General features: G+C 44.5%; 24 protein-coding genes. 6 read left to right on the plus strand and 18 right to left on the minus strand.

Annotated features, from left to right (window positions below):
* Positions 1-109: 109 nt before the first annotated feature.
* Positions 110-1,096 carry a hypothetical protein gene (locus RIG66_RS25920; protein ID WP_446381743.1) on the minus strand — a complete coding sequence of 329 codons (987 nt, stop codon included), beginning with the start codon at positions 1,094-1,096 and terminating at the stop codon, positions 110-112.
* A 323-nt stretch (positions 1,097-1,419) separates the two neighbouring features.
* Here RIG66_RS25920 and RIG66_RS25925 point away from each other — a divergent pair, with 323 nt between their 5' ends.
* From RIG66_RS25925 to sigC, 5 genes are all read left to right on the plus strand, one after another.
* Positions 1,420-1,890: a tetratricopeptide repeat protein gene (locus tag RIG66_RS25925; RefSeq protein WP_446345698.1), complete on the plus strand. Its 471-nt coding sequence runs from the start codon at positions 1,420-1,422 to the stop codon at positions 1,888-1,890.
* 389 nt (positions 1,891-2,279) lie between these two features.
* Positions 2,280-3,254, plus strand: coding sequence for a S66 peptidase family protein (locus RIG66_RS25930; protein ID WP_446381874.1), 975 nt, complete (start codon positions 2,280-2,282; stop codon positions 3,252-3,254).
* A 65-nt stretch (positions 3,255-3,319) separates the two neighbouring features.
* Positions 3,320-4,381, plus strand: coding sequence for a uroporphyrinogen decarboxylase (gene hemE, locus RIG66_RS25935; RefSeq protein ID WP_446381745.1), 1,062 nt, complete (start codon positions 3,320-3,322; stop codon positions 4,379-4,381).
* A 111-nt stretch (positions 4,382-4,492) separates the two neighbouring features.
* Positions 4,493-5,470 carry an NAD-dependent epimerase/dehydratase family protein gene (locus RIG66_RS25940; protein WP_446381747.1) on the plus strand — a complete coding sequence of 326 codons (978 nt, stop codon included), beginning with the start codon at positions 4,493-4,495 and terminating at the stop codon, positions 5,468-5,470.
* A gap of 987 nt (positions 5,471-6,457) precedes the next feature.
* A complete protein-coding gene (gene sigC, locus RIG66_RS25945) occupies positions 6,458-7,708 on the plus strand; it encodes an RNA polymerase sigma factor SigC (RefSeq protein ID WP_446381749.1) in 1,251 nt (416 codons plus the stop codon).
* Positions 7,709-7,771: 63 nt separating this feature from the next.
* Here the strand turns inward: sigC and vapC are convergent, their stop codons facing one another.
* Together vapC and RIG66_RS25955 are read right to left on the minus strand one after the other, a co-directional pair.
* Positions 7,772-8,179 carry a type II toxin-antitoxin system tRNA(fMet)-specific endonuclease VapC gene (gene vapC, locus RIG66_RS25950; RefSeq protein WP_446381751.1) on the minus strand — a complete coding sequence of 136 codons (408 nt, stop codon included), beginning with the start codon at positions 8,177-8,179 and terminating at the stop codon, positions 7,772-7,774.
* Entirely contained in the window at positions 8,176-8,451 is a 276-nt protein-coding gene (locus tag RIG66_RS25955; RefSeq protein WP_446381753.1) for a ribbon-helix-helix domain-containing protein, read from the minus strand. Before RIG66_RS25955 ends, vapC begins: the two co-directional genes overlap by 4 nt.
* Positions 8,452-8,565: 114 nt before the next feature.
* Between RIG66_RS25955 and RIG66_RS25960 the strand changes: the two genes are divergently transcribed.
* Positions 8,566-9,189 (plus strand): acyltransferase, encoded by a 624-nt coding sequence (locus RIG66_RS25960; protein WP_446381755.1) that lies wholly within the window; start codon positions 8,566-8,568, stop codon positions 9,187-9,189.
* 409 nt (positions 9,190-9,598) lie between these two features.
* Here the strand turns inward: RIG66_RS25960 and RIG66_RS25965 are convergent, their stop codons facing one another.
* The 15 genes from RIG66_RS25965 to RIG66_RS26035 form a co-directional block, all read right to left on the minus strand.
* Positions 9,599-10,822: a glycosyltransferase family 2 protein gene (locus RIG66_RS25965; RefSeq protein ID WP_446381757.1), complete on the minus strand. Its 1,224-nt coding sequence runs from the start codon at positions 10,820-10,822 to the stop codon at positions 9,599-9,601.
* A gap of 54 nt (positions 10,823-10,876) precedes the next feature.
* A complete protein-coding gene (locus RIG66_RS25970) occupies positions 10,877-11,437 on the minus strand; it encodes a serine O-acetyltransferase (protein WP_446381759.1) in 561 nt (186 codons plus the stop codon).
* The gene (locus tag RIG66_RS25975; RefSeq protein ID WP_446381761.1) at positions 11,430-12,011 is read right to left on the minus strand and encodes a serine O-acetyltransferase; all 582 of its coding nucleotides are present in this window, start codon (positions 12,009-12,011) and stop codon (positions 11,430-11,432) included. The genes RIG66_RS25970 and RIG66_RS25975 overlap by 8 nt, the downstream gene beginning before the upstream one ends.
* A 70-nt stretch (positions 12,012-12,081) precedes the next feature.
* Positions 12,082-13,038, minus strand: coding sequence for a sulfotransferase (locus RIG66_RS25980; RefSeq protein ID WP_446381763.1), 957 nt, complete (start codon positions 13,036-13,038; stop codon positions 12,082-12,084).
* A gap of 78 nt (positions 13,039-13,116) precedes the next feature.
* Positions 13,117-14,112 carry a glycosyltransferase family 2 protein gene (locus tag RIG66_RS25985; RefSeq protein ID WP_446381765.1) on the minus strand — a complete coding sequence of 332 codons (996 nt, stop codon included), beginning with the start codon at positions 14,110-14,112 and terminating at the stop codon, positions 13,117-13,119.
* A gap of 80 nt (positions 14,113-14,192) precedes the next feature.
* Positions 14,193-14,663 carry a sulfotransferase family protein gene (locus RIG66_RS25990; protein ID WP_446381767.1) on the minus strand — a complete coding sequence of 157 codons (471 nt, stop codon included), beginning with the start codon at positions 14,661-14,663 and terminating at the stop codon, positions 14,193-14,195.
* Positions 14,664-14,732: 69 nt separating this feature from the next.
* Positions 14,733-15,563 (minus strand): sulfotransferase domain-containing protein, encoded by an 831-nt coding sequence (locus tag RIG66_RS25995; RefSeq protein WP_446381769.1) that lies wholly within the window; start codon positions 15,561-15,563, stop codon positions 14,733-14,735.
* A 453-nt stretch (positions 15,564-16,016) separates the two neighbouring features.
* Positions 16,017-16,841 (minus strand): sulfotransferase domain-containing protein, encoded by an 825-nt coding sequence (locus RIG66_RS26000; RefSeq protein WP_446381771.1) that lies wholly within the window; start codon positions 16,839-16,841, stop codon positions 16,017-16,019.
* Between the two features lie 186 nt (positions 16,842-17,027).
* Positions 17,028-17,882, minus strand: coding sequence for a PEP-CTERM sorting domain-containing protein (locus RIG66_RS26005; RefSeq protein ID WP_446381773.1), 855 nt, complete (start codon positions 17,880-17,882; stop codon positions 17,028-17,030).
* 527 nt (positions 17,883-18,409) lie between these two features.
* Positions 18,410-19,090, minus strand: a complete 681-nt coding sequence (locus tag RIG66_RS26010; protein WP_446381775.1) for a CatB-related O-acetyltransferase — start codon at positions 19,088-19,090, stop codon at positions 18,410-18,412.
* A 149-nt stretch (positions 19,091-19,239) separates the two neighbouring features.
* Positions 19,240-20,928 (minus strand): alkaline phosphatase family protein, encoded by a 1,689-nt coding sequence (locus RIG66_RS26015; RefSeq protein ID WP_446381777.1) that lies wholly within the window; start codon positions 20,926-20,928, stop codon positions 19,240-19,242.
* 191 nt (positions 20,929-21,119) lie between these two features.
* Positions 21,120-22,250, minus strand: a complete 1,131-nt coding sequence (locus RIG66_RS26020; protein ID WP_446381779.1) for a glycosyltransferase family 4 protein — start codon at positions 22,248-22,250, stop codon at positions 21,120-21,122.
* Between the two features lie 223 nt (positions 22,251-22,473).
* Positions 22,474-23,907, minus strand: coding sequence for an O-antigen ligase domain-containing protein (locus tag RIG66_RS26025; RefSeq protein WP_446381781.1), 1,434 nt, complete (start codon positions 23,905-23,907; stop codon positions 22,474-22,476).
* Between the two features lie 23 nt (positions 23,908-23,930).
* Positions 23,931-24,794, minus strand: a complete 864-nt coding sequence (locus RIG66_RS26030) for a 2OG-Fe(II) oxygenase (RefSeq protein ID WP_446381783.1) — start codon at positions 24,792-24,794, stop codon at positions 23,931-23,933.
* 45 nt (positions 24,795-24,839) lie between these two features.
* The gene (locus tag RIG66_RS26035; RefSeq protein ID WP_446381785.1) at positions 24,840-25,736 is read right to left on the minus strand and encodes a sulfotransferase family protein; all 897 of its coding nucleotides are present in this window, start codon (positions 25,734-25,736) and stop codon (positions 24,840-24,842) included.
* Between the last annotated feature and the right edge of the window lie 45 nt (positions 25,737-25,781).

Here is a 25,781-nt window from a genome sequence, read left to right on the forward strand (position 1 = left end):
CACTTTATTGGTAATTCCTCATAGCCGCCCCTAACTACCGCTTCTACCTCATCGGTGAAGCGCAGGATGGGCGGCGGAATCTGGCTCAAGTCCTAATCAAGAATCTCTCTTAGGAATTATCTTTACCCGGCTTGTCCTTACGTTGAACTGGTTTGGATAAGGGTTCTGAACGCTTGGGTGAGGTTCTTTTTCCTGTTGTCGAACGATCTTCGCCCGAACCACGATGGGGAAAACTCTTTTTAGGTCTTGACCCTTTGCGTGGACGAAACTTATTTGATCGCCTTTTGGGTGCATGAACGATACCAATATCATTGCCTTCCTCAATCATCAGGGTATTGGTATGCAGTTTGACGTGCAAATCCCAAAAGTGATTAATCACCTTTTCCCCTAGCAATCCCTTGAGCTGAAGCTTGAAAAATTTGGTTTTCTCTGATTCTCTGCGGGGAGACTGCTTGATTTTGACAATAACGTCTTCATTCTCCCGCGACTGGTAAATGACTTGACCCCGAATTGAAAAATAACCTTCTGGTAATTGCTCTTTTGGTTCAGGTTGAGGATGATCTGGAGACGTTTGTGCCTCAGGGGTTGACTCTTCCGGTGGCGAGTCGGTTGATTCTGAAGCCGTCGTTTGATCTTGATTGAGTGTTTCCGGTTCCCAAACACCGACAATTTGGACGTGCAAATTTCCGTCTTGTTGTCTCGTGCGAGGGTAAACTACCCAAAGATGGGATAGAGCTAAATCGAGATGGTTTTTCACCAAACTCATAACCCGACCCAGTAAGACGGCATCAATTAAGGTACCGTCATCTGCCAGTAGAGTACCCCTTGTCAATTGTTCTTGAGAGGGCATATATTTTCCCCGAATCAGCCCGATTGCTCGGTACTGCATGGGTTCACTGGGCGGAGGAATGGGTTGTTGTCGTTGGACATCTGATGGCATTGTCCCGGTTGAATCTGTTGTAGTAGATGAGTTAGTCACGTTTTGAGAATTGCCATTGGGTGGGGCTGAGTGTGGCGGTTGCACACTGGATGCTTCTGGCAGATTTTCACCAGAAGACTGGGGTGAGTCGGTAGACCGATTCACAGAAGGACTCATATAACCTCCTAGCGGCGGAGACACATTCCCTTGTGGGAGATTTGGACTGACTGCTTGAATTTTAGTTTGTTCAACATCCTTACTGGAGTGGTGCAATAGCTAGAATGACTCTCCTAGCTATGTTTTCACCGAAAATTAACAACGTAAGGAAACTCAGTATCAGTCTGCCCATTTTACAAAATGCAGTCATAAGACTGGTACATCCGCAAAGTTTACGGAATCTTTACTCGCAGCAATCTGCACTCTATTCAAATTTGGCGGGAAAATAGGGGAGTGCCGATAAATCTGAGTAATCCGTTACACAATAGTTAAGAGGACAAGAGATGAGTGAATCATCCATCAATTCCTTACTGGAGAACCTAAAAAACCCTGACGAAAACGTCCGCAAGCAAGCAACCGAAGAATTATGGCGTATCTGGTTCTATCAAAAGGGCATCTCTGGCATGGAACGGCTAGGGCGGACACAGATTTTATTAGAACGTGGGGAAACAGCTCAAGCTGAAGCACTGCTGACCCAGATTATTAGAGAGCAACCTGATTTTGCTGAAGCTTGGAATCGACGAGCCGTTCTTTACTACCTACTTAAACAGTATCAAAAGTCAAGGGACGATTGTCAGCAGGTTGTCCGACTCAATCCCATTCATTTTGGGGCGCTGCATGGTTTGGGATTGTGTTATATGGCGTTAGGAGATTATCAAGCGGCAATTACAGCCTTTCGCAGGGCGTTGGATATTCAACCCTATTCTTTAATTAATCAAAAGTTTATTCTTGAATGCACGGCGCGGTTGAGTTAGGAGGAGATGAGGGAGATGAGGGAGATGAGGGAGATGGGGGAGATGGGGAAGATGGGGGAGCAGGGGAACCAAGGGAACCAAGGAAGGGGATGTAGGGGCGGGTTTTACAGATAACTTATGGCAAAAACTGATAACTTAACTAAACCCGCCCTTCTCCGGTGGCTAAAAATTAGAATGGACAAGGGTTATGGCTTAAGTTGACACTAATGCACGTCGGTGCGCCCCTACAGTGGGATAGATTGTAGGTTGGGTTTCGACTTCGCTCAACCGACTTCGCTCAACCGACTTCGCTCAACCCAACGGAATCTAGGGCTAAGGTTCCTTTACAAAAGCCGGAAATCCATCGAATAAGGTGTCCTACATCACAACAATCAGGTGAGGTCAATTTGCTGAACATCAATCAACCTAGTCCTTTACAAAAAGGTAATTTGTTACGGGTGATTGCTCCGAGTGGGGCGTTACGAGAGGTTGACGCCTTCTATCAGGGAGTTGAAATTTGGCGTCGCCGAGGTTATCGGGTTGAATTGCCAGCCAATTGGGATGCTAGAGAGGGTTACCTGGCGGGTACAGATAACCAACGACGTCAGCAGTTAGCCGCCGCCTGGTGTGACCCAGACTGTCGGGGAATTCTTTGTATTCGAGGCGGCTATGGTAGCGCCCGTCTTCTGGAAGACTGGATGTGGAATTCTCCAGTAATATTGAGCAGGGAAGCTGGGGAAGCTGGGGGAGAGAAAATTAGAGATGATGAAAGGAATCTTGAGCCAAAATCCCATAGTCCCAAATGGCTGATTGGGTTTTCTGATATTACCTGTCTCCTCTGGAGTCTAGCTGGGGTGGGAATTAGCAGTGTTCATGCTCCCGTCTTAACCACATTAGCCAATGAACCGGAATGGTCACTCAATCGCTTATTTGACTGTGTAGAAGGACGCCCTCTGTCCCCCTTAACCGGGAAGGGTTGGGGCGGGGGTAAGGTTAAGGGGTGGCTTTTACCAGGAAATCTAACTGTGGCAACTCATTTACTGGGTACGCCGATTCTACCACCGCTAGATGGGGCAATTCTGGCGTTAGAGGATGTGACAGAAGCGCCTTATCGGATTGACCGCCTGTTGACCCAGTGGCGGATGAGTGGCATGTTGCAAAAAGTTAAGGGTATTGCCTTGGGACGGTTTAGTCGCTGCCATCCTCCCCAGAATGTGCCAAGTTGGACGGTTGAAGAGGTGTTACGCGATCGCTTAACGGATCTTGATATCCCGATTGTATCCGAGTTGCCCTTTGGTCACGATGGGGTCAACGCCACTTTGCCTGTGGGAAGTTGGGTTGAACTAGATGGGGATCAGGGAACATTATGTTGGAAAACTTCATAAATAATTGTCAACTGGGAATGGTAAGCTAACAGAGCGCTGAAAACTTTATATAGGGTAGGTCTAGTATGGCTGGGTTAACCCAGGTTCCTTATTTATTACGAGCCGCTCGTGGTGAAAAATTAGAACGTCCGCCGGTGTGGATGATGCGACAGGCGGGTCGATATATGAAAGCCTATCGGGATTTACGCGATAAGTATCCCAGTTTCCGGGAACGCTCCGAAATTCCCGAAATTGCTATTGAAATTTCTCTCCAACCCTGGAAGGCGTTTCGTCCAGATGGGGTGATTCTATTTTCTGATATCCTCACGCCTCTACCGGGAGTCGGTATTCCCTTTGACATTGTTGAAAGCAAAGGTCCGATTATAGATCCGCCGATTCGCTCTCAAGCACAAATTGACGGGCTTCATCCCTTAGAGTTAGAAAAATTAACATTTGTCGGGGAGATATTACAAGCGCTGCGCCGGGAAGTCGGGAACGAAGCCGCTGTTTTAGGCTTTGTCGGTGCGCCGTGGACGTTAGCCGCTTATGCGATTGAGGGCAAAAGTTCCAAGAATTACTCGATTATTAAAGGGATGGCATTTTCCCAACCCGCCATGCTACATGAGTTTTTGGGGAAAATAGCTGATGCGATCGCGGTTTATGTACGCTATCAAATTGATAATGGCGCCCAAGTCGTGCAATTGTTCGATTCCTGGGCGGGTCAACTGAGTCCCCAAGACTACGATACCTTTGCCTTACCCTATCAGCAGCGTGTGGTTGAGCAAGTAAAAGCCACCCATCCGGATACGCCTCTGATTTTATACATCAGTGGAAGTGCGGGTATCTTAGAGCGCATGGGTAAATCCGGTGTGGATATTATCAGCGTAGACTGGACAGTAGATATGGCAGAAGCGCGACAGCGGTTAGGCTATAAAATGAACGTTCAGGGGAATATGGACCCTGGGGTGCTATTTGGGTCACAGGATTTTATCCGCGATCGCATTTTGGATACAATTCGTAAAGCTGGGAACCGAGGTCATATCTTTAATTTGGGTCATGGTGTCTTACCGGGAACTCCAGAAGATAATGTTAGGTTCTTCTTTGAAACAGCCAAACAGGTTGATCAATTGTTGACTGTTCATGCGTAAGAGATTGGGAATAGGCGATTGGTGATTGGGGAAGAGGAAAAATTTTTACCTATTTCTGCCTCAGGATAAATGACGAATGACAAATGACGAATGACGAATGACAAATAACAAATGACTCCCAAGCGAATCTTCATGACTGGTGCTAGTGGTTGCATCGGTCAGTATGTCGCCGAAAGTTTAATTCAACACACGGATCACGAATTGTATTTATTGGTCAGAAATCCCGATAAATTAGGATTTGACTATCATGCTCGTCCGGGTATTACGATTTGTCAAGCTGATTTACGGCAGATTGATCAGTTTGGTGATTTACTCAAAACGGTAGATGTAGCAATTTTGGCAGCAACAGCTTGGGGAGGAGTCCAGGAAGTTTTTGATATTAATGTGGTCAAAACCCTGCGATTGCTGGATTTGCTGGATACTCAACGTTGTGAACAGGTGATTTACTTTTCCACCGCTAGCATTCTAAATCAACAGAACCAATTACTCAAACAAGCGGGTCAACTGGGAACTGACTATATCCGTTCCAAATATGACTGTTTGCAGCAAATCTCAAAACTCGCGATCGCGCCTAAAATTACTACTGTGTTTCCCACTTTGGTATTGGGGGGAGATGAGCGCAAACCTTACTCCCATATTTCATCAGGGATTAAGGATGTAGTCAAATGGATGGACTTGATTCGTTGGTTCAAAGCCGATGGGAGTTTCCACTTTATGCACGCCCAGGATATCGCACAGGTAGTGCTATATCTGGTTGATCATCCTCCAAGTCAGGAATTGACCACTAAAACGGGTGAAGTATTATCAACCAATCGTTTAGTCTTAGGAAATCCGCGTCTCACTGTTAACCAGGCGGTAGAAGAAGTCTGTGCGTATTTAGGTAAAAAAAATTATGTTCGCGTCCCCTTATCGATTGGACTAGCGAATTTATTAATTATCTTATTCCGGATTCAGATGGCGGCGTGGGATCGATTTTGCCTCAACTATCGCCATTTTACCTATCAAAACCCAGTGAATCCCGATACGTTCGGTTTACCCACGTACTGTCCCACCCTGAGTGACGTGTTGAAAATCAGTGGTCTTCCGTAGGGGCGCACCGACGTGCATTGGTGTCAACTTAAGCTCAACCCCTCACCCCCAGCCCCTCTCCCACGCCAGTCCTCACCCCCAACCCCACTCCCAAGCTTGGGAGAGGGGAGCAAGAGGGGAGCAAGATAATCCGATCCCCCTTCTCCCGTGCAACAAAAGCGAAGCATCCGCTGTCATCCCCCCTCTTGTAGGGGGGAACGAGGGGGGTTGGGAGAAGGGGTTAGGGGATGAGGGGGAAATGTCAATGAGTAGACAGACACAGCTTAAAACCTTGCCAGTCGTGCTTTTCGCCTTAAGTTGACACCAATGACTGACGTGCGCCCTTTACCAACGTGCGCCCTGCACTGACATCCGCCCTTTACCGACATGCATCTGCATCAACTTAAGCCCAAAAAAAGCGATACCTTGATCTAACCCCTCCCTAACCCTCCCCTTGCCAAGGGGAGGGAATTTCAAGGACTTTGGTTTCTCCCGACACCGGACACCCGACAAACTGTTCAAAATGTAAATTGTTACCTACTACCTATTCATTTTTCTATACAATAGAGAGAGATGGAATTAGCAGATGAACCCCTGCTCTCCATCCAGGTTTTACAGGCGATACCCCAGTCAACAAACGGTTTCCTAAACAAATCTCAATAATCTTTCAGGAATCCGTCCGATGGGTGATGTAGATTAATACAGACTTTGACAAAGGTCACTCATTCCCCAAGAGGGTATCGCGTATACTATCTGCTAGAGGAGAAGCCCAGTCATCTAACCTGAGACAGAGTTTAAGCCCAAAACGCTGAACCTTCTGTAAAAACGGAAACTGGGGCGATGCGTTAGCAGTAAATCTCAGTAAGGGTTTCCTGGAAAAACAGGTAACCCTTCTCGGTGAGAAAAACGAAAACGCTGTTATCCGGTCATCAAGGGTGGGAATTCTAGTAATAAGTGATGACACACTTCGATCAAGTGTCGTTATCGGTCGTAATCTAAGAGATCACTATGCCAGCCACTCCTTTTGCCGACACTGAATTCGACCACGACCAGCCTACCTACAGCTTGGATTTGCAGGATACCCACAGCGATGTTGACAATTCTGTGGATGAATTCGTTGATCCAGAGATGGAAGAGGATATCGACACAACTAGCTTTGCTAAAAGTGCCAACCGCCGTACCACCGATTTGGTACGGCTATATCTTCAGGAAATCGGTCGGGTTCGTTTATTGAGACGAGATGAAGAAGTCTCAGAAGCTCAAAAAGTTCAGCGCTATATGCGATTATTGGACTTGCGAGCTAAGTTCGCCACACCAGAGGAGCCAGTTATTGAGCATCTCGTTCATTTAATCGAAACCCATGACCGTTTAGCCTCTCAGTTAGGTCATCGTCCCTCTTTAGAACGCTGGGCGACAACCGCTGGCGTGGATGTGGCTACCCTGAAGCCAAGTCTGGTGGTGGGGAAACGCCGCTGGGCGGAGTTAGCCGAACTAACCGTTAAGGAACTGGAACAGGTTCAAGCCCAAGGGTTGCAGGCGAAAGAACACATGATTAAAGCCAACCTGCGCCTGGTGGTGTCGGTGGCGAAAAAGTATCAAAATCGCGGGTTAGAACTGCTGGATTTGATTCAAGAAGGAACCTTGGGATTAGAACGGGCAGTTGAGAAATTTGACCCGACGAAAGGGTATCGGTTTAGCACTTATGCCTATTGGTGGATTCGTCAGGGAATTACTCGCGCGATCGCGACTCAAAGCCGGACAATTCGCTTACCGGTTCATATTACCGAAAAGCTGAATAAGATTAAGAAAGCCCAGCGGAAGATTTCGCAGGAACAAGGGCGCACCGCCACGATTGAGGATATCGCCAAAGAGTTGGAAATGGATGCGCCGCAGGTACGGGAAGTGCTGATGCGAGTTCCGCGATCGGTTTCCTTGGAGATTAAAGTTGGCAAGGAGAAGGATACAGAACTGGGAGACTTACTGGAAACCGAGGAAACCTCCCCAGAAGATGTGTTGATGCGCGAGGCTTTACAGCGGGATTTACAGCAACTCCTGGCTGATTTAACCAGTCGCGAACGGGATGTGATTTGTATGCGGTTTGGCTTAGGCGATGGACATCCCTACTCCTTAGCTGAGATTGGGCGGGCGCTGGAACTGTCTCGCGAACGAGTACGGCAAATTGAGGCGAAGGCGTTGCAGAAGTTGCGCCAACCAAAGCGGCGGAATCGGGTGCGGGATTATCTGGAAGCGTTGAGTTAAGGGAGTTCCCCACACATTGATTGTAGAGACGTTGCATGCAACGTCTCTACAATGGTATTATTTCTACCTTACCCCTTCCCAATCCTCAATTCGTAGTCCATTCACCCGACTAAATTCGCCCGTATTGTGGGTAACTAAGATTAAATCATTCGCTAGTGCAATAGCTGTAATTTGTACATCATCGGGACCAATCGGTGTACCCAATGCCGCTAATTGAGCGCGAATGTGTCCGGCAACTTGGGCAGCTTGTTCATCTAAAGGTAAGATTGAAAATTGAATGAAAAATCGTTCCAATGTCGCTAAATTTCGTTCAGGATTACTGCTGCGATAGGCTCCATAAACTAGCTCAAGTTGCACGACAGTACACAAATAAATGGTTTCGGGTTTTTCCGCTGCTAGGCGTGTCGTAACCGCTGGACTTGTATTATTTAACAAGCGAATACAAACATTCGTATCAAGCAGGTAGGTCAAAATAGCGTCTCCCTCGTCTCATACTCTCCTTGCGGTTCGCGGACTAGCGGTTCTCCTACCCAACCTCCAATTACTTCTTCAAAAAAACCAGGCATCCATTCTGTTTTGAGTTTTTTTGGTTGTAAGACTTCAACGCTTCCTTGATAGAAACGCTCCATAATAGCTAATAACTGAATACCTCTAATAATCACTTCCTCTGGTGAATTGTATTTTCCCGTATTAACCTGACGTTGAATAAACTGTTCGAGTTCTGGAGTTAAAGACACATTCATTGACTTTTACCCTATATCTTGGTAATTTTCACTAAGGTTGAGCCTTCCTACTCCTGAGCAAGACTTTCGGTAACTCGCTTTTTCCGAAATATTTTTAGTACATTAGTACCATTTATGCTGCTTCTAAAGAAAATTTTACGTGTACTTGCCATGCATTATGGCAAATTTCCTAATCTCTACCGCAGGATTTGCAAGCCTAGAGGAAAAGAATATGCCGAATTTCTCCGCCGCCACGGTAACTTTTACGAGATAGGTCAACATTGCACTATTCTCACATCAACCCATTTCGGCGATCCCCATTACATTCGTATTGGTAATAATGTTCACTTTTCATCCTGCAGTCTAATCGGTCATGATGGCTCGATTGCCATGCTAAACAAAGCCTACAATGTAAAACTCGACTCTGTAGGTAAAATTGATATTAGGGATAATGTATTTATCGGCTATAACGCTATCATTCTTCCTAATGTAACTATTGGACCAAATGCTATAGTCGCTGCTGGAGCAGTTGTTACAAAGGATGTTGCTGAAGGAGATATAGTTGCTGGTGTTCCCGCTAAACCTATTGGTAAAGTTGAAAAGCTTGTAGAAAAATTACATACTAAAACTCAAATGCTTCCTTGGGCTGAACTTATTAATAATCGTGAAGGTGGTTTCGAGCCTGAAATAGAACCCCAACTGATTCAAATGCGTGTTTCTCACTTTTACGGCGATAAATCAACTCAACAAAACAAGTAAGATTTTCAAAATATGGTGGATACAATTCTGGTTCCTTACCCTCTTTTGGGGAAAGATTATCATTCTTGTTTTCCACTAGCCATTTTTGACTACACTCAAGTCAGAAGATTACAGCAGTTTGCTCTGCTATGCGGTACATTGTCGATCCCCCTAAATCCCCCTTAAAAAGGGGGACTTTGATTTACTGTACTTTATTACAGCGCAAAGCGCTGTATATCATGGGTAATCCACCGGACATGAACTCCTAGGTAGATAAAAATCTATCATTAATGTTCCTTGCTTGTCTGAAAAATGAACAAAAAGCGACAGAAATACAAGAATTGTTAGATCTATTAATTTTTTCGAGTTGAAATTTTTATGCCTTTCTAATGCTCTGAGTCAGGATCTGCGGAATGTAGGTTATAAACAATCAAGATTCTGGAACATCCACTGCGTCTCGTTCTGTGCGAATCCACTTATTCTCCGGTTTGACTAGAAACGTTAAATACAGGGGAATCTTCCACAAAATATAAAATGGTACAGTTAAAAGCGTCTGTACAGGTATATCGTCACGGCAAAACTTAGCCCAAGCCATAATAATTGATAGTAGAATTAATAGTCCTTCTAGCCCTACAAAAGTCGCTGGTATCCAGGATATTCCCACAACGGCTGCAAGTAACGTTCCCCCCATCGCCGCTAGCCAAATGATGACTAACAGGGAAAGAGGGGGTACAACTAAATCAAGAGCGATCGCGAACAAATCAACCCGTCGCTGAATCACTGACTGGGTAAAGAGTCGCGGAACTTGGTTAAGTAAGGTTTGTAAATGTCCATGTTCCCAGCGAGTACGTTGGGTTTTGGCTGCTTCCTGCTGCTGGGGAAGACATCCGGTGACTCTAGCATCTAAGCAAAATAGGGGAGAATGTCCAGCTATAGCTAAATCAATGCCAAGCTGCATATCCTCGACTATATTATTACTTGCCAGGGGCGCTTGGTGGATAACTGACCAAGGAAACGCCATCCCGGTACCTGTCAATAAGCAGGGGAATCCCAGTCGATTTAGTCCACAGGGACGGACTAAGTTTTTCACCCGAAACGCTAGAGTGGAAATGGCATCCTTGGGTGTAGAGTTGGGAGGTTGTTCTAATAGGTAAATGGCTTGGGTGGGTCTTTTGAACGTGTTGGCACGTTGAGCAAGTTTGGCGATCGCGCCTTCATGTACGATACAGTCAGCATCTACGAGTACCACGATATCGGGTGGGTCTGTGGCAAGGTGCTTTATACCGTAGTCTAAGGCATATCCTTTACCTTGGCGTTCTGTATCCTGGCGTTCAATTACCGTTGCGCCTAATTGACGTGCGATCGCGGCGGTTTCATCGGTACAATTATCGGCAATAACCACCAGTCTGTCTGGGTCGGTTAGCTGGGGTATTATTGTTTTTAGGGTAGTGCTAATTCCAGAGGCTTCATTGTGGGCGGGAATTAACACGGTGATGCGGGGAGGGGAGGCTGGGGCAGCTTCTGGTTGTTGACGCGGTGGGAAGAGGGCGGCGAAACACTCAATGAACAGCATCCCGATGGGGACAAGAAGGGAGAGTGCGATCGCGAATAGGGCTACTTCCACGATAATAAGCCATGGTGGATTGGTAAACATGACCTGGAAACCTCGCTGTGTCTGGAACTCTGGGGAATAGGGATAGTGCGATCGCTAGGAAGCAGTTTGAGGAATAGACGTTTCACCGTCAGACGTTTTTTGAGGTTCAGACGGGGAATGGGTGATAATTTTAGTTGGGATTCCCACAGCGGTTGCCCCTGCGGGGACATCACCAAGCACGACAGCATTAGCGCCAATTTTGGCATGGTCACCGATACGTACATCGCGAAGAATTTTAGCACCCGCACCAATATCAACATGACCGCCGATTTTAACATTCCTGACCATAGTCACTTGTTGAAAAATCAGGCAATTGGGTCCAATAGAGACGCTGGAGTGAATAACAATTCCATTGGGATGAGGTAAGAGTAGTCCGCCAGCAATCTGGCAATTTATCGGGATATCAGTTCCCGTCACAACACTCCAGAAGCGATGCTGAAGGACATTAACCCGACATAAAAAGCGCCCTACAATACCCCACCTTGCCTGCCACTTTTGATACGCACGGATAGATTTGAGGAGTTGGCGGCTTGGGTCCCACCAACGGCGCAGTTGTTCGCGACTCCAATCGGGTTCTGTGGCAGAAATTTTGGGGACAGTAACGGATTTAACCATTATCCTGAGCGTTTCGGGATTTTACAATCTTAGCAGGTACGCCAACGGCTGTTGCGCCTGCTGGCACGTCAAAAAGCACGACGGCGTTAGCGCCAATATTAGCATCATCACCGATAGTTAGGTTACCAAAGATTTTCGCACCTGCACCAACGTTAACGCGATTCCCTAATTTTGGTGCATCGAATGGATGCTCTACGTAGCGATTGCCCAGGGTAACGCCTTGACGGATAATACAATCATCACCAATTGTACAATCGCCGTGAATTACAATCCCATGTTGATGTTCGATGATCACACGGCGACCCAGTTGAACGCTATAGGGTAATTCTATGCCGTAGGTATTGCGGATTTTGCGATACAATGCTCGGTAGAGAAGACTAAACGGCGCTCGTAAAAGTTTGGGTTGAATTTGCATTCGCCAGACACCAAAGCGCTGAATGGCAACGGCGCGGAATCCTGGTCGAGTCCAGTCGCGATCGTGGGCAATCCAGTCTTCTTGGATTTGTTGCCAGAGTCCTAACTTTTCAGTTTCTTCTGGGTTAACCTTCGTTTGCAATTCTGGTTGTGTAACCATAATCTACTATAATAGTCAAATTAGCTTTAACCGCTAACAATAGCGATGAAAAGTCAGTCACAACAATAAGTTAGTCCTCCCACCAAGCGGAGGTGGGACTTTCAGCTAACATGCGCTTAACTAAATCAATCTGCTCTTGATCAAACTTCTCGTACCAGGCTTTAGCAATTTCCTTTGAACGGGAAGCGCTTTTAGCTATCTCCGCTTCGATATCTTTTGTCCACGGCAGATGGCATTTTTCATAAAGACGTTTTGTTACAGTAACGGTGTTGGCCGCTAAGTCTTCGTAGATGAGTTGCATATAATTGGGTAGTCCCTCTCCTACGGAGTGAATTGTTTTCGTAGCGTAGCCCCAATACCACAATTCCGACTCCTCTACAGACATCGCTTCTATATCTCCAAAACGTTCTGCCCAGTGGGGTTCACTTTTGGTAATTTGCTTTAGTCTTTCTTGGTTATTTTTTTTAACTACGGTAATATCTTGTTCAGACCAGTATCGATTAATCATAGAATTCAAAAATCCTCCAGGGTGTCGCACAATATGAATCACCAGAACATTGGGTCTATTGATTAAAACCCACTCAGCCCAAGCTGGCACCATGGTAAATTTTAAAACCGTCAAGGCTTGTCTAAGCCCATCAATGTCAGCAAACCACCTTGGTACGGGCCAGTCAGGTTGCCTTAAGCTAGGCATTACTGGGGAAATGAGTTGGCTTAGTCGGCGCTTTGATAAAACAAAACTCCCTAACCCACGCATTGACTCATTTAGGTAAAATTTTGGATAAGCACCGATGCGATCGCGTTCACCCATTCTCACCGAAACTGATGCAACAGCTTTGTCCCACTGTTGTCCAAAATCGTCACCGAGGGGATGCCGCACAACAGCTAAAGGTAGTTGAGCCAGAGGAGACGTTGGCAGTTCATTGGGTTCGTTGCGACAATAAGTTTTGGGGCTAATGTCTAGGAGATCGAGCAACCAGTTTGTTCCGGAGCGTCCTTGTCCTACAATTAAAATATGATTCCACACCGTAGCATCCTCTCCCGTGCTTTCAAAGTCTATAAATTTAGAAAATACTAGGACTTACACTAATAAAGTTTGATTACTTCACGATGATATACTACTATTGAGCCACACGCTATTGCGGAGAAAATCTACCAACAGTTGGGGCGGCTCATTATCCGGTTTACGTTGAATCACCCGACGCAAGCGCCACAGGGCAAAACCTGAAGCCCAAAATATATCAGCGAAGGAGGCGTACAGCCAGCCGTAGTTTTTGATAAAGTACCGTCGCCGGGAATTAAACCAGTATTGGGGACGGCGTTTTTGTGGACGTTTAGTGTCAGTGATGCCGGAACTTTGTCCCACCAGGTGGACAACCCGGCTCTCAGGCACATACCAGCAACTCCAACCTGCTTTTTTTGCCTGTAGGCAAAAGTCCATTTCTTCGTAGTACATGAAGTAGTCTTCATCCAGTAAGCCTACTTGATCGAATACTTCCCTCCGAATAATCATACTAGCACCCGCAACCCAGTCGGTAGGACAAGCTTGTTCGGGAACGGGGGGCCATACCACCCATTTTGTCAATAGTTTCGAGACTAAACCTAGACGTAAACCGCTATCGAGTTCACTTAGGGCAGTGTGAAAGCGAAAGGCTGAACATTGGGGGGTGCCATCGGGATCTTCTAAACGACTTCCGGCGATTCCCACATGGGGATGTTCGTTCATGAAGTTGACTAAGGTTTTGATGGCATTAGGGCGTGCTATCGTGTCGGGGTTAAGGAGTAGGATATAGGGAGGGGGATTGGTTGATTCCAGGGCTGGACGAATTGCGGCGTTGTTGCCGAAAGCGTAACCGCCGTTGTGATCCAATGGCATAACCGATGCCCAGTCACCCCAACCTTCAGTTTCTATGGCGGTGGTGATTTGCTCGACTGAACCGTCGCCAGAGGCGTTGTCGGTAACAACAACGCGAGTACCGGGTAAGGATTTGACTTCATCGACTAGGGAACGGAGACAGTCGATAGTCATACTGGGGGTGCGGTAGTTGAGGATGACGACGAGTAGGGAATAGGGGTGGTGAGGTTGGGTGGTATTAGGCATGGCGGAGTTGCCTTTTTGGGTGAAGCCGATCTAATGGTACTTTTATTTTAATAAATGCTTCTTTCATTTTAGAGATCGCGTTAGAAAAGCATTAATTTTGGGTCGGGTAAACTATAGGGGGTTGTTTGAGGATAACTGAGCATCGCTTGATCATAGGGTACATGGATGAAACGGGCATTGGGCCAAATTTGTAGTAATCGATCAAAATGGCGGTGAACCGTAGCACCAACTAGGGGTTTTCCCGTGCGATCGAGCCTTTGGCATCTTTGGCACAAAAAACTGTTGGCGAGTTGGGGATAGCTCAAGCTACGATCAATCTCGAAGCCTGTACTCTGGAAGATACGATGAGTTTCTAGCCATTCATAATACGCCTCAAGTTGAGGAAAGTCGCCATTATCCGATATCTGATCAACGACGTATTCAAATTCATAGCACCAAGCAATCTGAGGATGGTGATCCAGCATCAGTCTCAGAACTGTTGTGCCAGAACGCTCAGCACCAACGAGAAAAATTGGTTTATCTACACAATAGGATGGATTATCTGTATTCATGACGGCTGTTAGGTATTAAACTTTAGAATATAGTAATTTATCTATTACAAGAGTATATACGGTCTATTTTTACCAGTCATATCGATGTCCTAATAAGGTGTACAGTTTTTCATTATACTGAGCAAAATAATCTTTCAGTCGCTCCAAGACTTGATCGTCATCAGAACTTCTCACATACTTCGCCGCTGCATATTTTTCTTGCTGGAACTGCTGAATAGCTTCCTGCGAAAAATGCTTGATGTTTAAGAAATCACAGATTTGATTCAGACTTGAACCTAAATCATCGCCAAATGCGGCAAAGTTCAGAACCAAAATCTTCTCCTTATCAAAGTAGTTATAGTAATTTTCTAGTTGCTGAACGTACTTACCTCGGTTAATATAATTATATGGATATTTAGCTGCGTTAGATTCCGGATTCAATTCTTGCTCAATCGCCTCAGCAAAACTCCTTTCATCGGCTCTCTCTCGCAAATGTTTGAGAGGAAGATTATCATAGCTATGATACATCTGCCACGCTGAGTATGCCCGATCCACAGGATTTCTGAGTATGGCAATCATTTTGATAGTGCCTAAATCCTGTTTGAGCAGCTTAGGAATTTGGCTATAGTAGATATAGCTGGGTGATGCTTCAAAGGTTAGCTTCTTGTTTTTGCCAAGCTTAGAGGGGAAGTGACTCAGATACCAGCCAAAACCTTTACTGTAATTTTCGGGGTTGTCAAAATAGTACGTTTCTCTAAACTTGTGAGTGACTAATATCTGAGGATGCTTAGTTAAATAGTGATAGAGTGATGTCGTTGCGGCGCGTTGGACTCCAATAAGTAAAAAATCTGGCGACGAATTAAAAATGGGGTATAGTGGATAGACGAGTTTTTTTATCGATTGTTTGATCGGTTTTATCATTGCACCACTGTTTTCCAAAAGAATTTGACTAGAGTATATAGCGGTTTCCCCCTGTATGAGGTGAAACAAAATGTAGAGGCGCCAGGCTTGCCCTTAGTATCAACTTAAGGTGAAAATTAATACTGGCAAGGTTTTAAGCTGTGTCTATCTACTCTTCGACATTTTCCCCCTCATCCCCTAACCCCTTCTCCCTCCGTGGATACTGCTGGCGAATTTAACATTTCGCCCTGGAATGACTGAAATACGTTAGAGCCGCTAACGATTTTATTGGCTTTGAGCGTTCTTTTGTAACATTCGCCAGCAAAGTCCTCCGTGGGGAGAAGGGGCACAGGATTCTATTGCTCCCCTCTCCCCTGCGTTGGGGGTGAGGGGTTGAGCTTAAGTTGACACCGATGAATGCTTGCCCCCATCAACCAATGTACTCCATCAGACCTACAATTGCCACAACTGGCTTCACCAGGTATAACGCTCACCGAGGAGTTCATACAGCTTCTGATTAAATGGAGTAAAATAACTCTTGAGAAATTCCAGTTTTTCCTCATCTTCGGGGGTTTTCTGAAATTCATACTTTCCCTTATTATGTTTTTTTTGCTGTAATTTTTGAAGCGTTTCCTGAGGAAACTCGTCAATCCCAAGAAAATTATATACACAATTGAGGACTGAACCCAAATCCTGACGAAACCAGTCCATATTCAACACTAGAATATTGTCTTTGTTAAAGTAGTTATAGTAATTTTCTAATTGATAGACATACTTGCCTCGACCTACATAATCATAGCGAAAAGGGTACTTGGTATGATCAAAGTCGGATTCAAATTCTTCTTCAATCGCCTCAGCAAAGGTTCTTTTATCGTAAAATCGTCTCAAATGGTCGTTATCAATATCCGAGAAGCTATGAAACATTTGCCATGCTGAATAGGCACGAGAAACAGGTTCCCTCAACACGGCTATCATTTTAAGAGTTCCCAAATGTTTTTTGATGCGTTCAGGAACAAATTCGTAGTAAAGATAGTTGGGTGAGGCATCGCAGGTTAGCTTGTTACCTTTCTTAAGTTTAGACGGGAAATTGCCCAAATACCAGCCAAAGCCTAGATTATAATGCTCTGGGCGATCAAAGTAACGAATTTCTTTCCAGCCAGTATTGCCAAAGATTTGGGGATGCTGGGTTAAGTAGTTATACAGGGAGGTTGTTCCGGCTTTCTGCGCTCCAATAATTAGGAAGTCTGGCCTGGACTTAATGATGGGATAAGTAACATCCTTAAGCAATCGTTTAATCATTTGATAATTTCAGATGTATGAGATTAATCCTATAACCTTGATTATTAAATTAGTATAGTATAAGATTAAGATAAAAGCAGAAAAAAATCCAATCTAATAGGTTCAAAGGAGCCTTTTCGGCTCCCGGCAATGTCCCCAGTAACTTTGAAAAATAGGAAAACAAAACGTCAAAAAGGTAGATCTGAATCAGTCTTTTCCCTTTGCCTTATTCTTTTTTGAATAGGCTCGTTTGAACAGAGGAATAAATCCTAAAGCTGTACCTGTACCTAGAAGAGTGAGAGGTTCGGGAACTGAAGGAATTACTGGGTTTCCAGAGGTAATCACCCGAAATGGCTCCAGCCCTGATTTAGACGATACATCGAATGTTAAAACATTGTTTTCAAAACTTATGACTTCATCCCTTGGGTCTATAGCACTTGCAAACACATATTCAGTATTGTCTAAACCTACAACATTGGTAGTGTGAGGCCAGTGGACTCTGAAGCCGCCGACCAGACCAAGGACTGTTGCGTCAAATGTGATTTGCCCCGACCAATCAAAACGGGGTTCGTCTCCACCTGGTGGGTTGAAATAAAAGAGGTAGCTACTGACAAGAGTACCTTTTGTGATTATGCTATTGGGGCGGTCTTTTTGCTCATTGAATCCATCCAAGACAGAGATATCCCTAGGAAGGAGAACTGATTGTTTCTCAATAATACCTAAAACATCTCTATTCGGATCTGGGTTAGGGCGGACAAAAATATTTCCGTTTTCATCTCTTGTCTCAAAAGTATTCCTAATGATAATACCTTCAGGAGGGGGTACAACAATTTTGAGTTCTAAAGGTGTCTGAGGTTGATTGATAAATCCTCCCTGAATTTTACTCCCAATAATTGCTGCATCTGACGGATTCGCGGCTAGAACAGTTACGCCAACAGCACTTGCCTGTAAACTCCTAGTGAGGATTGTCATTGTCCTTACGGGTTTCATTTTAAAGTCTTTTGCCTTATGTAAATTCTGATTTGGCAATTTGTAACCTTGAAAGCTCTCTAGTTTGTTCATTTCCTTATTTGTTGACTATTACTATGGTTATCGTGCCTCGCGGATACGGATAAATGATTGCCATAACCACTAGACTCTTAGGATATTGTGGCTAATGTTTCACGGCAAATTCCTCTATCTAGGGGAGGAACTTATGATCAATATTAACAGTTTAAACCAGATGGGATATAAAGCTTGTATAAAAGATGTATGAAGATTGTGTAAAGTTTAGTTAGTAAGTTAGGTTGTGGCTTGGAATCACAATCTACTAAGAGCAATTTTTGGCGATAATTCGAGGATATCGCTATTCATAACCAGAGTCTATAGCAATTCTAAATAGGATGCAACCAGTGAACGGCTTGAAATTTAGGTCAGGTATAGTAAGGATCTCATTTTTGGAAATTGCCACAACCTAAAATAGGATTGCTATATTTGAGTTTAATGAACTCTAGAAAAAGGCGTAAGGGTAAATATTAACACACTAAGGGTTCATATTAAGGTAAGTACCGCTATTTTAGTCTAAACTCCAGACAGCGATACAAGCAAACTTAATCAACAATTATTGATTGAAGAGCTACATCGCTGTTCAGCTTTAAATCTAATTCAAAAAATTTTCTATTCCTGGTAATTTTTTCGTCTGCCCAATCCCACCAATTAATACCAATTAACTGGTGAATTACTTTATCGTTAAATCTTTTTTTGATAACTTTTGCAGGATTGCCTGCTGCGATCGAATACGCAGGTATATCTTTAGTCACGATTGAACCTGCTCCAATTACTGCTCCATCTCCAATTTTTACACCTCCAAGGATAATAACATTATCAGCAATCCAGCAATTATTACCTATATTAACTTCACCTTTAAATGAAGAAAGATCTGGAAAATTATATCGATTTTGAAACTTATCATTCATGTTAACAAACCCAGTATAGTGATTTCTGGGTCTGATGCGTAGATTATTTCCTATTGCACAAAACTTGCCAATATAGCAAGGGGCTTCTATGGAACTAGCTATTAACGCAGGTCCATTTATATTAGTCCCTTTACCAATCATCGTAAAATTGCCAAGCTTCGATGCTGGATGAATATAAACATCGTTTTTACAATACTCTGGATACTTGAGTTTCATACATAGCTTAAGACTTATATTATCTAAAATAGATAAACTATTTCTGATAAACGTGGCAAGCTTAATTCTGATGGAAAACAATATTTTTTCAGAACCCATATTATTTTGTTCTACTGAATCTAATATATTGAATTGACATTGAGTGGATTACAAGTTCGGAGTATTCCCTTATCTTTTGGACTAAGGAATAATTTGAGAAGAGCCGAAACAAAAATAAAAAATAAAGTCGCTAACGGGTACTTACTATCTCAGGTTTTTGATCCATCAAAAACTACCTCACTCCTTCCCAGAGGTAAAGGTTTTCCCTGCAACCGTTCCGGAATTGGCGCTCCCATCAACTCCAGAATCGTTGGTCCGAGATCCATGACATGACCTTCTGATAAACTCGACCCAGCCTCAATACCTGAACCCAACGCCATAATAAACCCTTCCGGACGATGACTGCCTCCCCGATAAGGCGGTAGAGGACCAAACCGCCCATAATCAGGACTATCCATCACATCCGTAGGATACTCTTCCTGCCATACCACAATTAAATCAGCATCGGGTAACTTTGGATCGCGCTCATTGGGATCATTTCGTGTCCGCACAATGCGCTTAACCATCGGTATCCCCTTGCGAGCATCTTTAAGCGCATAAAGCTTCTCACACAGCTCATCACACAGAGCATGATACTCCGACGGCGGCACAATCCCTTGCGGTTCTCGTCCCTGAAGGTTAATCCGGATATACCCTTCCGCAAAACTAGGCAGAGCAAATGCCTTCATCGAAGACCATAACGGTTTATACCATTGAGCTGGATTCCAAGGAACCACCCGTTCCCCTTGTCGTACCAGTTGGAAGGGTGAGATTAAATCTCCCGCCTCAGTCTTATCCAGAAATGGTTCAATTAACTTAAATAGTTGAGAAGGGGTTTGCCGTCTGAGAAAATGGCGCAGGGGATTCGGGTCATACTTAGTTCCCCAGACATGACGCTCCCACCAATTCCATTTCATCTTGGTAATCAACGGTGGTACAGGATCTGCCACTTCGCCATACCCCAATGCCCATTTCCCCGGAAAATTAAAGCGATACAGAAACTCAGCCAGAAAGATAAAGCTGGGTAAATCAATCGTCGCAGTGCCCGTACCATGAGCAGAAAACAGAACAATATAAGCATCATCAGGCGCCTTGGTCAAAATCTCCCCGATCGCCCGATCCATTTCCTGATACACTGCCAGCAGTGGGTCATGGGAGACACGGGATCTTAGAGATTCATACAACGGATGATCCGCTTGACTCAAGTGCCAAAACAGATGACCCCCAGAATGCGGGTCATTGAATACCGTCAAAAATAAATCCCAGTTTTCCCGTTCTAGCAAATCCTGGCAAATCGCCGATCGCCGTTCAATGCCAGTCTTTAATCGTTCCTCAACCTGAAACGCTTGTTTTAAGTCCAGACATACAGCATAGTCATTATGTAATGCTGGACTCGCACCGTGCTTATCTACCAGTTCTTGGTAAAGGGATTCCGGAAGCGAACCCGTCTCCACTTGGGGCGAATGCGCTCCCCAAGCCGCCACCTGTACCCCATTAATCTGATCCGTCAGCCGAACTTGAGGCACATCAAATGCCGCAACTCGATACTCCTCACCCAAGGCGTAAAAAGCGGGATACTCTTTAAAATCATACGCCGCACGGGTTTCAAAGTTGTATGTCCCTTCCCGCAACCCCATGTGCGCCCAAAACCCGGTTTTCTGGGGTGGATTCCCTGTGGCAAAGGTCGTCCAAGCCGTTTCCACATTCGAGTCCCGGAAATTTTCCAGACGCCCATAGATTCCTTGTTGCCGCAGACGGCTAATATTTTCCAGATACCCTTGCGCCATCCACTTTTCCAGTAGGGAGGGTTCAGCCGCATCTAGCCCGATGGCGATAACCGGATTTTTGCCCTCTACCATACAATCAGCCTCGGTTTAGTTTGTCGTACTTTGTTTTAATTTAGCAGAAAATACGGGTTCAGTAAATATACGATTGAGATCAAGTCTGGCTAGACAATGCGTCTATCGTCGGTTTTTCACGGCGTCTGTTGGCGACAGACAAAGTGAAGATGGAGAGGACAGAATCGCTTCCTCTTTTCCGCTTCTATCCTTTAGGCAACTATCTCAGTAATTATCTGATACATCCGTTCTCCCCATTTATCCCAATTCAAACGCTGATCATATTCTCGGCGAGACGAGTGAACTAATTGCTGATATGTACTGGGGTCTGAGATAGTCTGGGCGATTAAATCAGCATACTCTTCCCCTGACGCCGATCGCGATAACATATAGCCGTTGTTACCATTCTTAACAATCGTCGGTATGCCGCCCACTTCAGTCGTCAGTACAGGCAAACCAAAGGCGTTAGCCTCACAAATCACAATTGGTGAACATTCCGCACGAGTTGGGAAAATGAAAAAATGCGAGTCTAAAAATAGCTGATTGAGTTGCTGACGCTGCTGGGGTACATTTTTATTCAAATAGGGAATCACCGTCAGCTTTTCATGTTGAATCGGGGGTATAGTCCCCACCACAACTAACTCCGCATCGACTCCCATTCCCAGTAAAGCTACTAGCGTGTCAAAGGCAATTGTCCCCCCTTTTCTTTGCCAATCTTTGCCCACGAATAGAAGACGACAAGGTGAAGATAATTTTTCCCCGATAACATCCTCAGCCAATGGCGGATCGTCTAAATTCGCGCCAAAGGGAACAACTTCGACGTTTTCAGCATCCGCTTGATAATCATCAATCGCTGAATTGGCTGCCCATTCCGAAGAATAGATGACTTTTTTAGATTTCAATATAGCTGCTTTTTCTTGATTGTCTTTCCAGTTTATTTCTTCAGCGTCCAAAGCCAAAGGGTAATATTTTTTATATAAACGAAATGTCACGTCTGACAAATAAATTATCGGTTTATTGCTATAAAAAAAACTTAACTCTTCTGAAGCCACAGGCGCGACAATAACATCGCAGGGTGTCTTAAGAAGTTGTTTTTGTACCTGATAAGCAAATTTTGTATACTCAACGATATAATCTTGAGAGCCTAGTTTTAAAGAAGTCTTTTGGGGATAAAAGTAATGCCTGAGCTTGCGCCAAGGTGAAGGCATCTCGGCATTGCCCAGATTAAAAACTTGCAACGGTTGACTGATTAAGGATTGATGCATTGAATAAAGCGTTCCGGAAAACGCATTCCTATCTAGGTAATTTTGACGCGATAAAAATCCAACTCGCGGTTTTGGCATGGCAAGCGTACCTCAGTGTTATTGGCTCAAGGGTTAATCCAGTGATATTTTCGCACAGCTTTAAGAAAACTAAAAATTCCGGTGTCAGGTTCAGTTGACACGGATGACAGAGGTCAAAGTGCGCTCACCGATATGTGCCCAAGTTTTAGTCAGTGATGCGAGTGCTTATGGCGAAGACAGCGCAACTACGAACCTAGATTCACCATCCCAAAAAATACAAAGCTTAAATTTCTTCCTGGCTTCCCTGATCCTTGAGAGTCCCAACCAAGTGTTTCTTTTGATGCAAAGAACGCCTTGGTATCGATGAGCGAATACTTCTGCTGTTTCTAGTCTCGACCTCATTCAGCATCAACCCTGCTAGACCCCCATGAACTACCGTATACACTGGATTCGGCTGAGCATTCAAAAGACCATCCATCACGTACAGTGTTAAGACCACAGCTAGCACAGCTGACGGTGCGACTTTAGGGTTAGACCAGGAATGAGCCGGATAACGCAGACAAAAACAGGCAGGGGGAAGTAACCGAGCTGCCATGATACTGATGAGTCCAATAGAACCATTGGTACCAAAGGTGATAATCCAGAAACTATCTGTAATCGAGACATCCACCAGCTCACCTGCCCAGTTATAGTCATAGACACGACTTCTTCCCCATCCCCCCCAACCAAAAATCGGTCGCTGTCTGGCTTTATCCCCAAGCAACTCCTCGTTATCTAGTCTAAACTCCAATGATTCAGCTCGCTCTTGGGTTGTAACATCGGCTAAAAAGGAAACCAGTTGGTTCTTCATATCCCCCGTAAAGTTCCCCGTTGCTCCCAAAAAAAGGTAAGAAGAGATACTCACAACCAGCAATAATAACGGAAAGGTTGTGCGAAACCAGCGAGTGAGGAACAAAATGGCAACCCCAAAGAACAAATAAATGTAAGCACCTGTAGATTTAACTAAGACAAAGGTGATCAGTAACACCGCCACCAGCCAACTCATTGGGATACCCCAGAGTTTTTTAAGTAACCCACTTCGCCACAGCCAAATCCCAATCAGTGTCGCTGCCATCATCCACATCCCCAAGGTTAAGCCGTGTCTCATGAAGACTATGGGTCTATATCCACCGTAGCGGATTGTCATCAGAAAATTGGTGGGGGCAAAACCGTAAACCATGGCATGTAGTTGGGGACTCATGCGAATTTCATACAAGCATAGAGGCACATAAATCAATCCACCCAAGAAGATGCCAATTGCCAACTTCTGCAAACCAGCCCAATTATTCAGATATATCCGACCAATAAAATAAGGTATTCCCCACTGTACAATTTGACCAAACGAGGCTGAGAGTCCATCGTAAAGACCCAGATTATTACTGAGGGATGAGGCTAATGGGGAAAAACACCAAATCAACATGGGTACATCCAACCAGCCGAATTTAAAGCTCTGGAAGCGTCCCACATCGTATATTAACGTTGCCAGCAAGATGCCATAGCACGTTGCCGACATTTTGGTATAGTCAGGTAAACCGGGAAGGGGATAACTGGCTTGGGGAAGGAATTGCCATGCCAAAATGAAGCTGATCACAACTGCCCACTGGGCAGGGAATCGCTTAAATAAGTAGAGGACGGCTGGAATCCAGCCAAACATAACTAGGGGAACTAGAGGACTCATCAGGTTTGGGTATATTCCCTAAATTACGGCTTTTTACTGAGCGCATTCTTGACATCAATTAAAATTGGCGGCAGCAATTTCTTGAAGATTGTTTGTGCTGTTGTTTGAGTTTGCTTCTTCTTTAATTGTTCGGCGACATCAGCCTGAAATTGGGTGGTATGAGAATCAGAAATCTCTTCTGCTGGGCGTCCATTACTGTAGTAATAAAGGGCTAGGGATTTGCGCGTCCGGTCTTCTGGGCAATTCAACGGATGAGGATGTCCATGATAGGAAAAGTCCGTGGTGTTAAAAATAACACAGCGATTAAATAGGGGCAGAATCTGTTTTTCACAACGAGTCGCATCCCGGTTCCAAAGTTCTAGATGACCACCGTACTCGTCTTGCCAGTCTTTATTCAGATATAATAAAAGATTTAATCGCCGATCCAGGTTCAGTCGGGTATGACGATTAAAATCAACGTGAACCTTGAGATATCCCCCTGTTTCAATTTGATGAAGACCACCGCCGACAAAATGAGGGTCAGGGATGATCCCGGCAATCCCGGTCAGCTTCTCTAAAAAACTAATAAACGTAGAAGAATTCAATTGATAGAGAAGAATACGAGTCATCTCCCCCATTTGTAATTCCGTTTTTGAGGCTAGTTTTTTAGACCCTGCTCCATCAAACCTTTGCCAATCAATTTTCTTCGGATCAGGAAATTCACTCAATATACTATTGAGGACAGATTCTGGTAAAAAGTCATCGATAACAATGTGAGGAAAGGGTTGAGCTTGCTGATAGGTATCCTGATACTTAGTTGCTAACTCATCTAAATAGTCTGGATCAAAACAAAACTTTAAGGGGATATCCCGATGATTTTTCGGTGGATGGTTTTCGGTTTGTGTCATAATAAAGTCTCTTTTGTTTGTCAGCTAAAATAGGTGTTGATTGCTCTACTGAAGCCATTGGCTCAGGTCTTTATGAATCAGATCCTGAAGTTTGAGAATATCGGGTGTATAACTCTGGGTTAACTCCCAGCGTAATTTTGGGTCAAGTTGAGGCTTAAAGCTATTTTTAGCTGTAATCGCTTGCCATAGCTTTTTCCTAACGCCAGCCGGGATTATCCGCTTTGCTAGCAGTTTAGCTGGGTTTTGCTGGTTCGTCAATTCATGAATAAGCGGATTTTTCGCAAAAAAGCGTTCATTGTGCTTAGTTTTGACATCCGGTTGGAAATCCGGATCGACTCCTAGATAACTATACATATCTCGAATTATATCGAGAGGGTTAGCCTTTAAGTCATCAAATAAGTAGGTACGGACTTGTGACTCTCCAAATAAAGCCTGAAAACGTTTGATCTGTTCGGCGTAAAACCCTTGTTGTTTATAATGCCAACTGGGTCCCCAATTAGATTGTATCCGCTCACGTTCCTGAATCAGGGCATCGGAGAAACTCAGTGGCTCGTGACCCAGCCATTTGGTATGAAGATAATGGGAAAAAGCTCGCTCCGCTGGTTGCCTGAGAATTACGATCAGTTTGACTTTGGGGAAACGTTTGTAGATTCTCAGAGGAACCTCTTTATTATAAAGATAACTCGGTGTAGCTTCTCCCACAGCTATCTCATCTTTCGCGGACTCGAACAAAGCTCTATAGTCCCCAAATGTTTTGATAGACTTTTCGTATATTATCTGATCGTGGGGGTGAGAAAAACGCCTTGTTTCTCCATCCCACTGAAAAAACTTGGTTTCTTTGATGGGACTCATGTAAACTTGTGGATGCTGTTTTAAATAGTTATATACTGAAGTCGTACCCGCCTTGACTGCACCAATTACCATAAAGTTAATTAATTCCATGGTTTATAATCACAATTTATCAATATTTCTATTACCTAATGAGTT

The organism is Coleofasciculus sp. E2-BRE-01 (assembly GCF_040221695.1).
Classification (GTDB): Bacteria; Cyanobacteriota; Cyanobacteriia; order Cyanobacteriales; family Coleofasciculaceae; genus Coleofasciculus.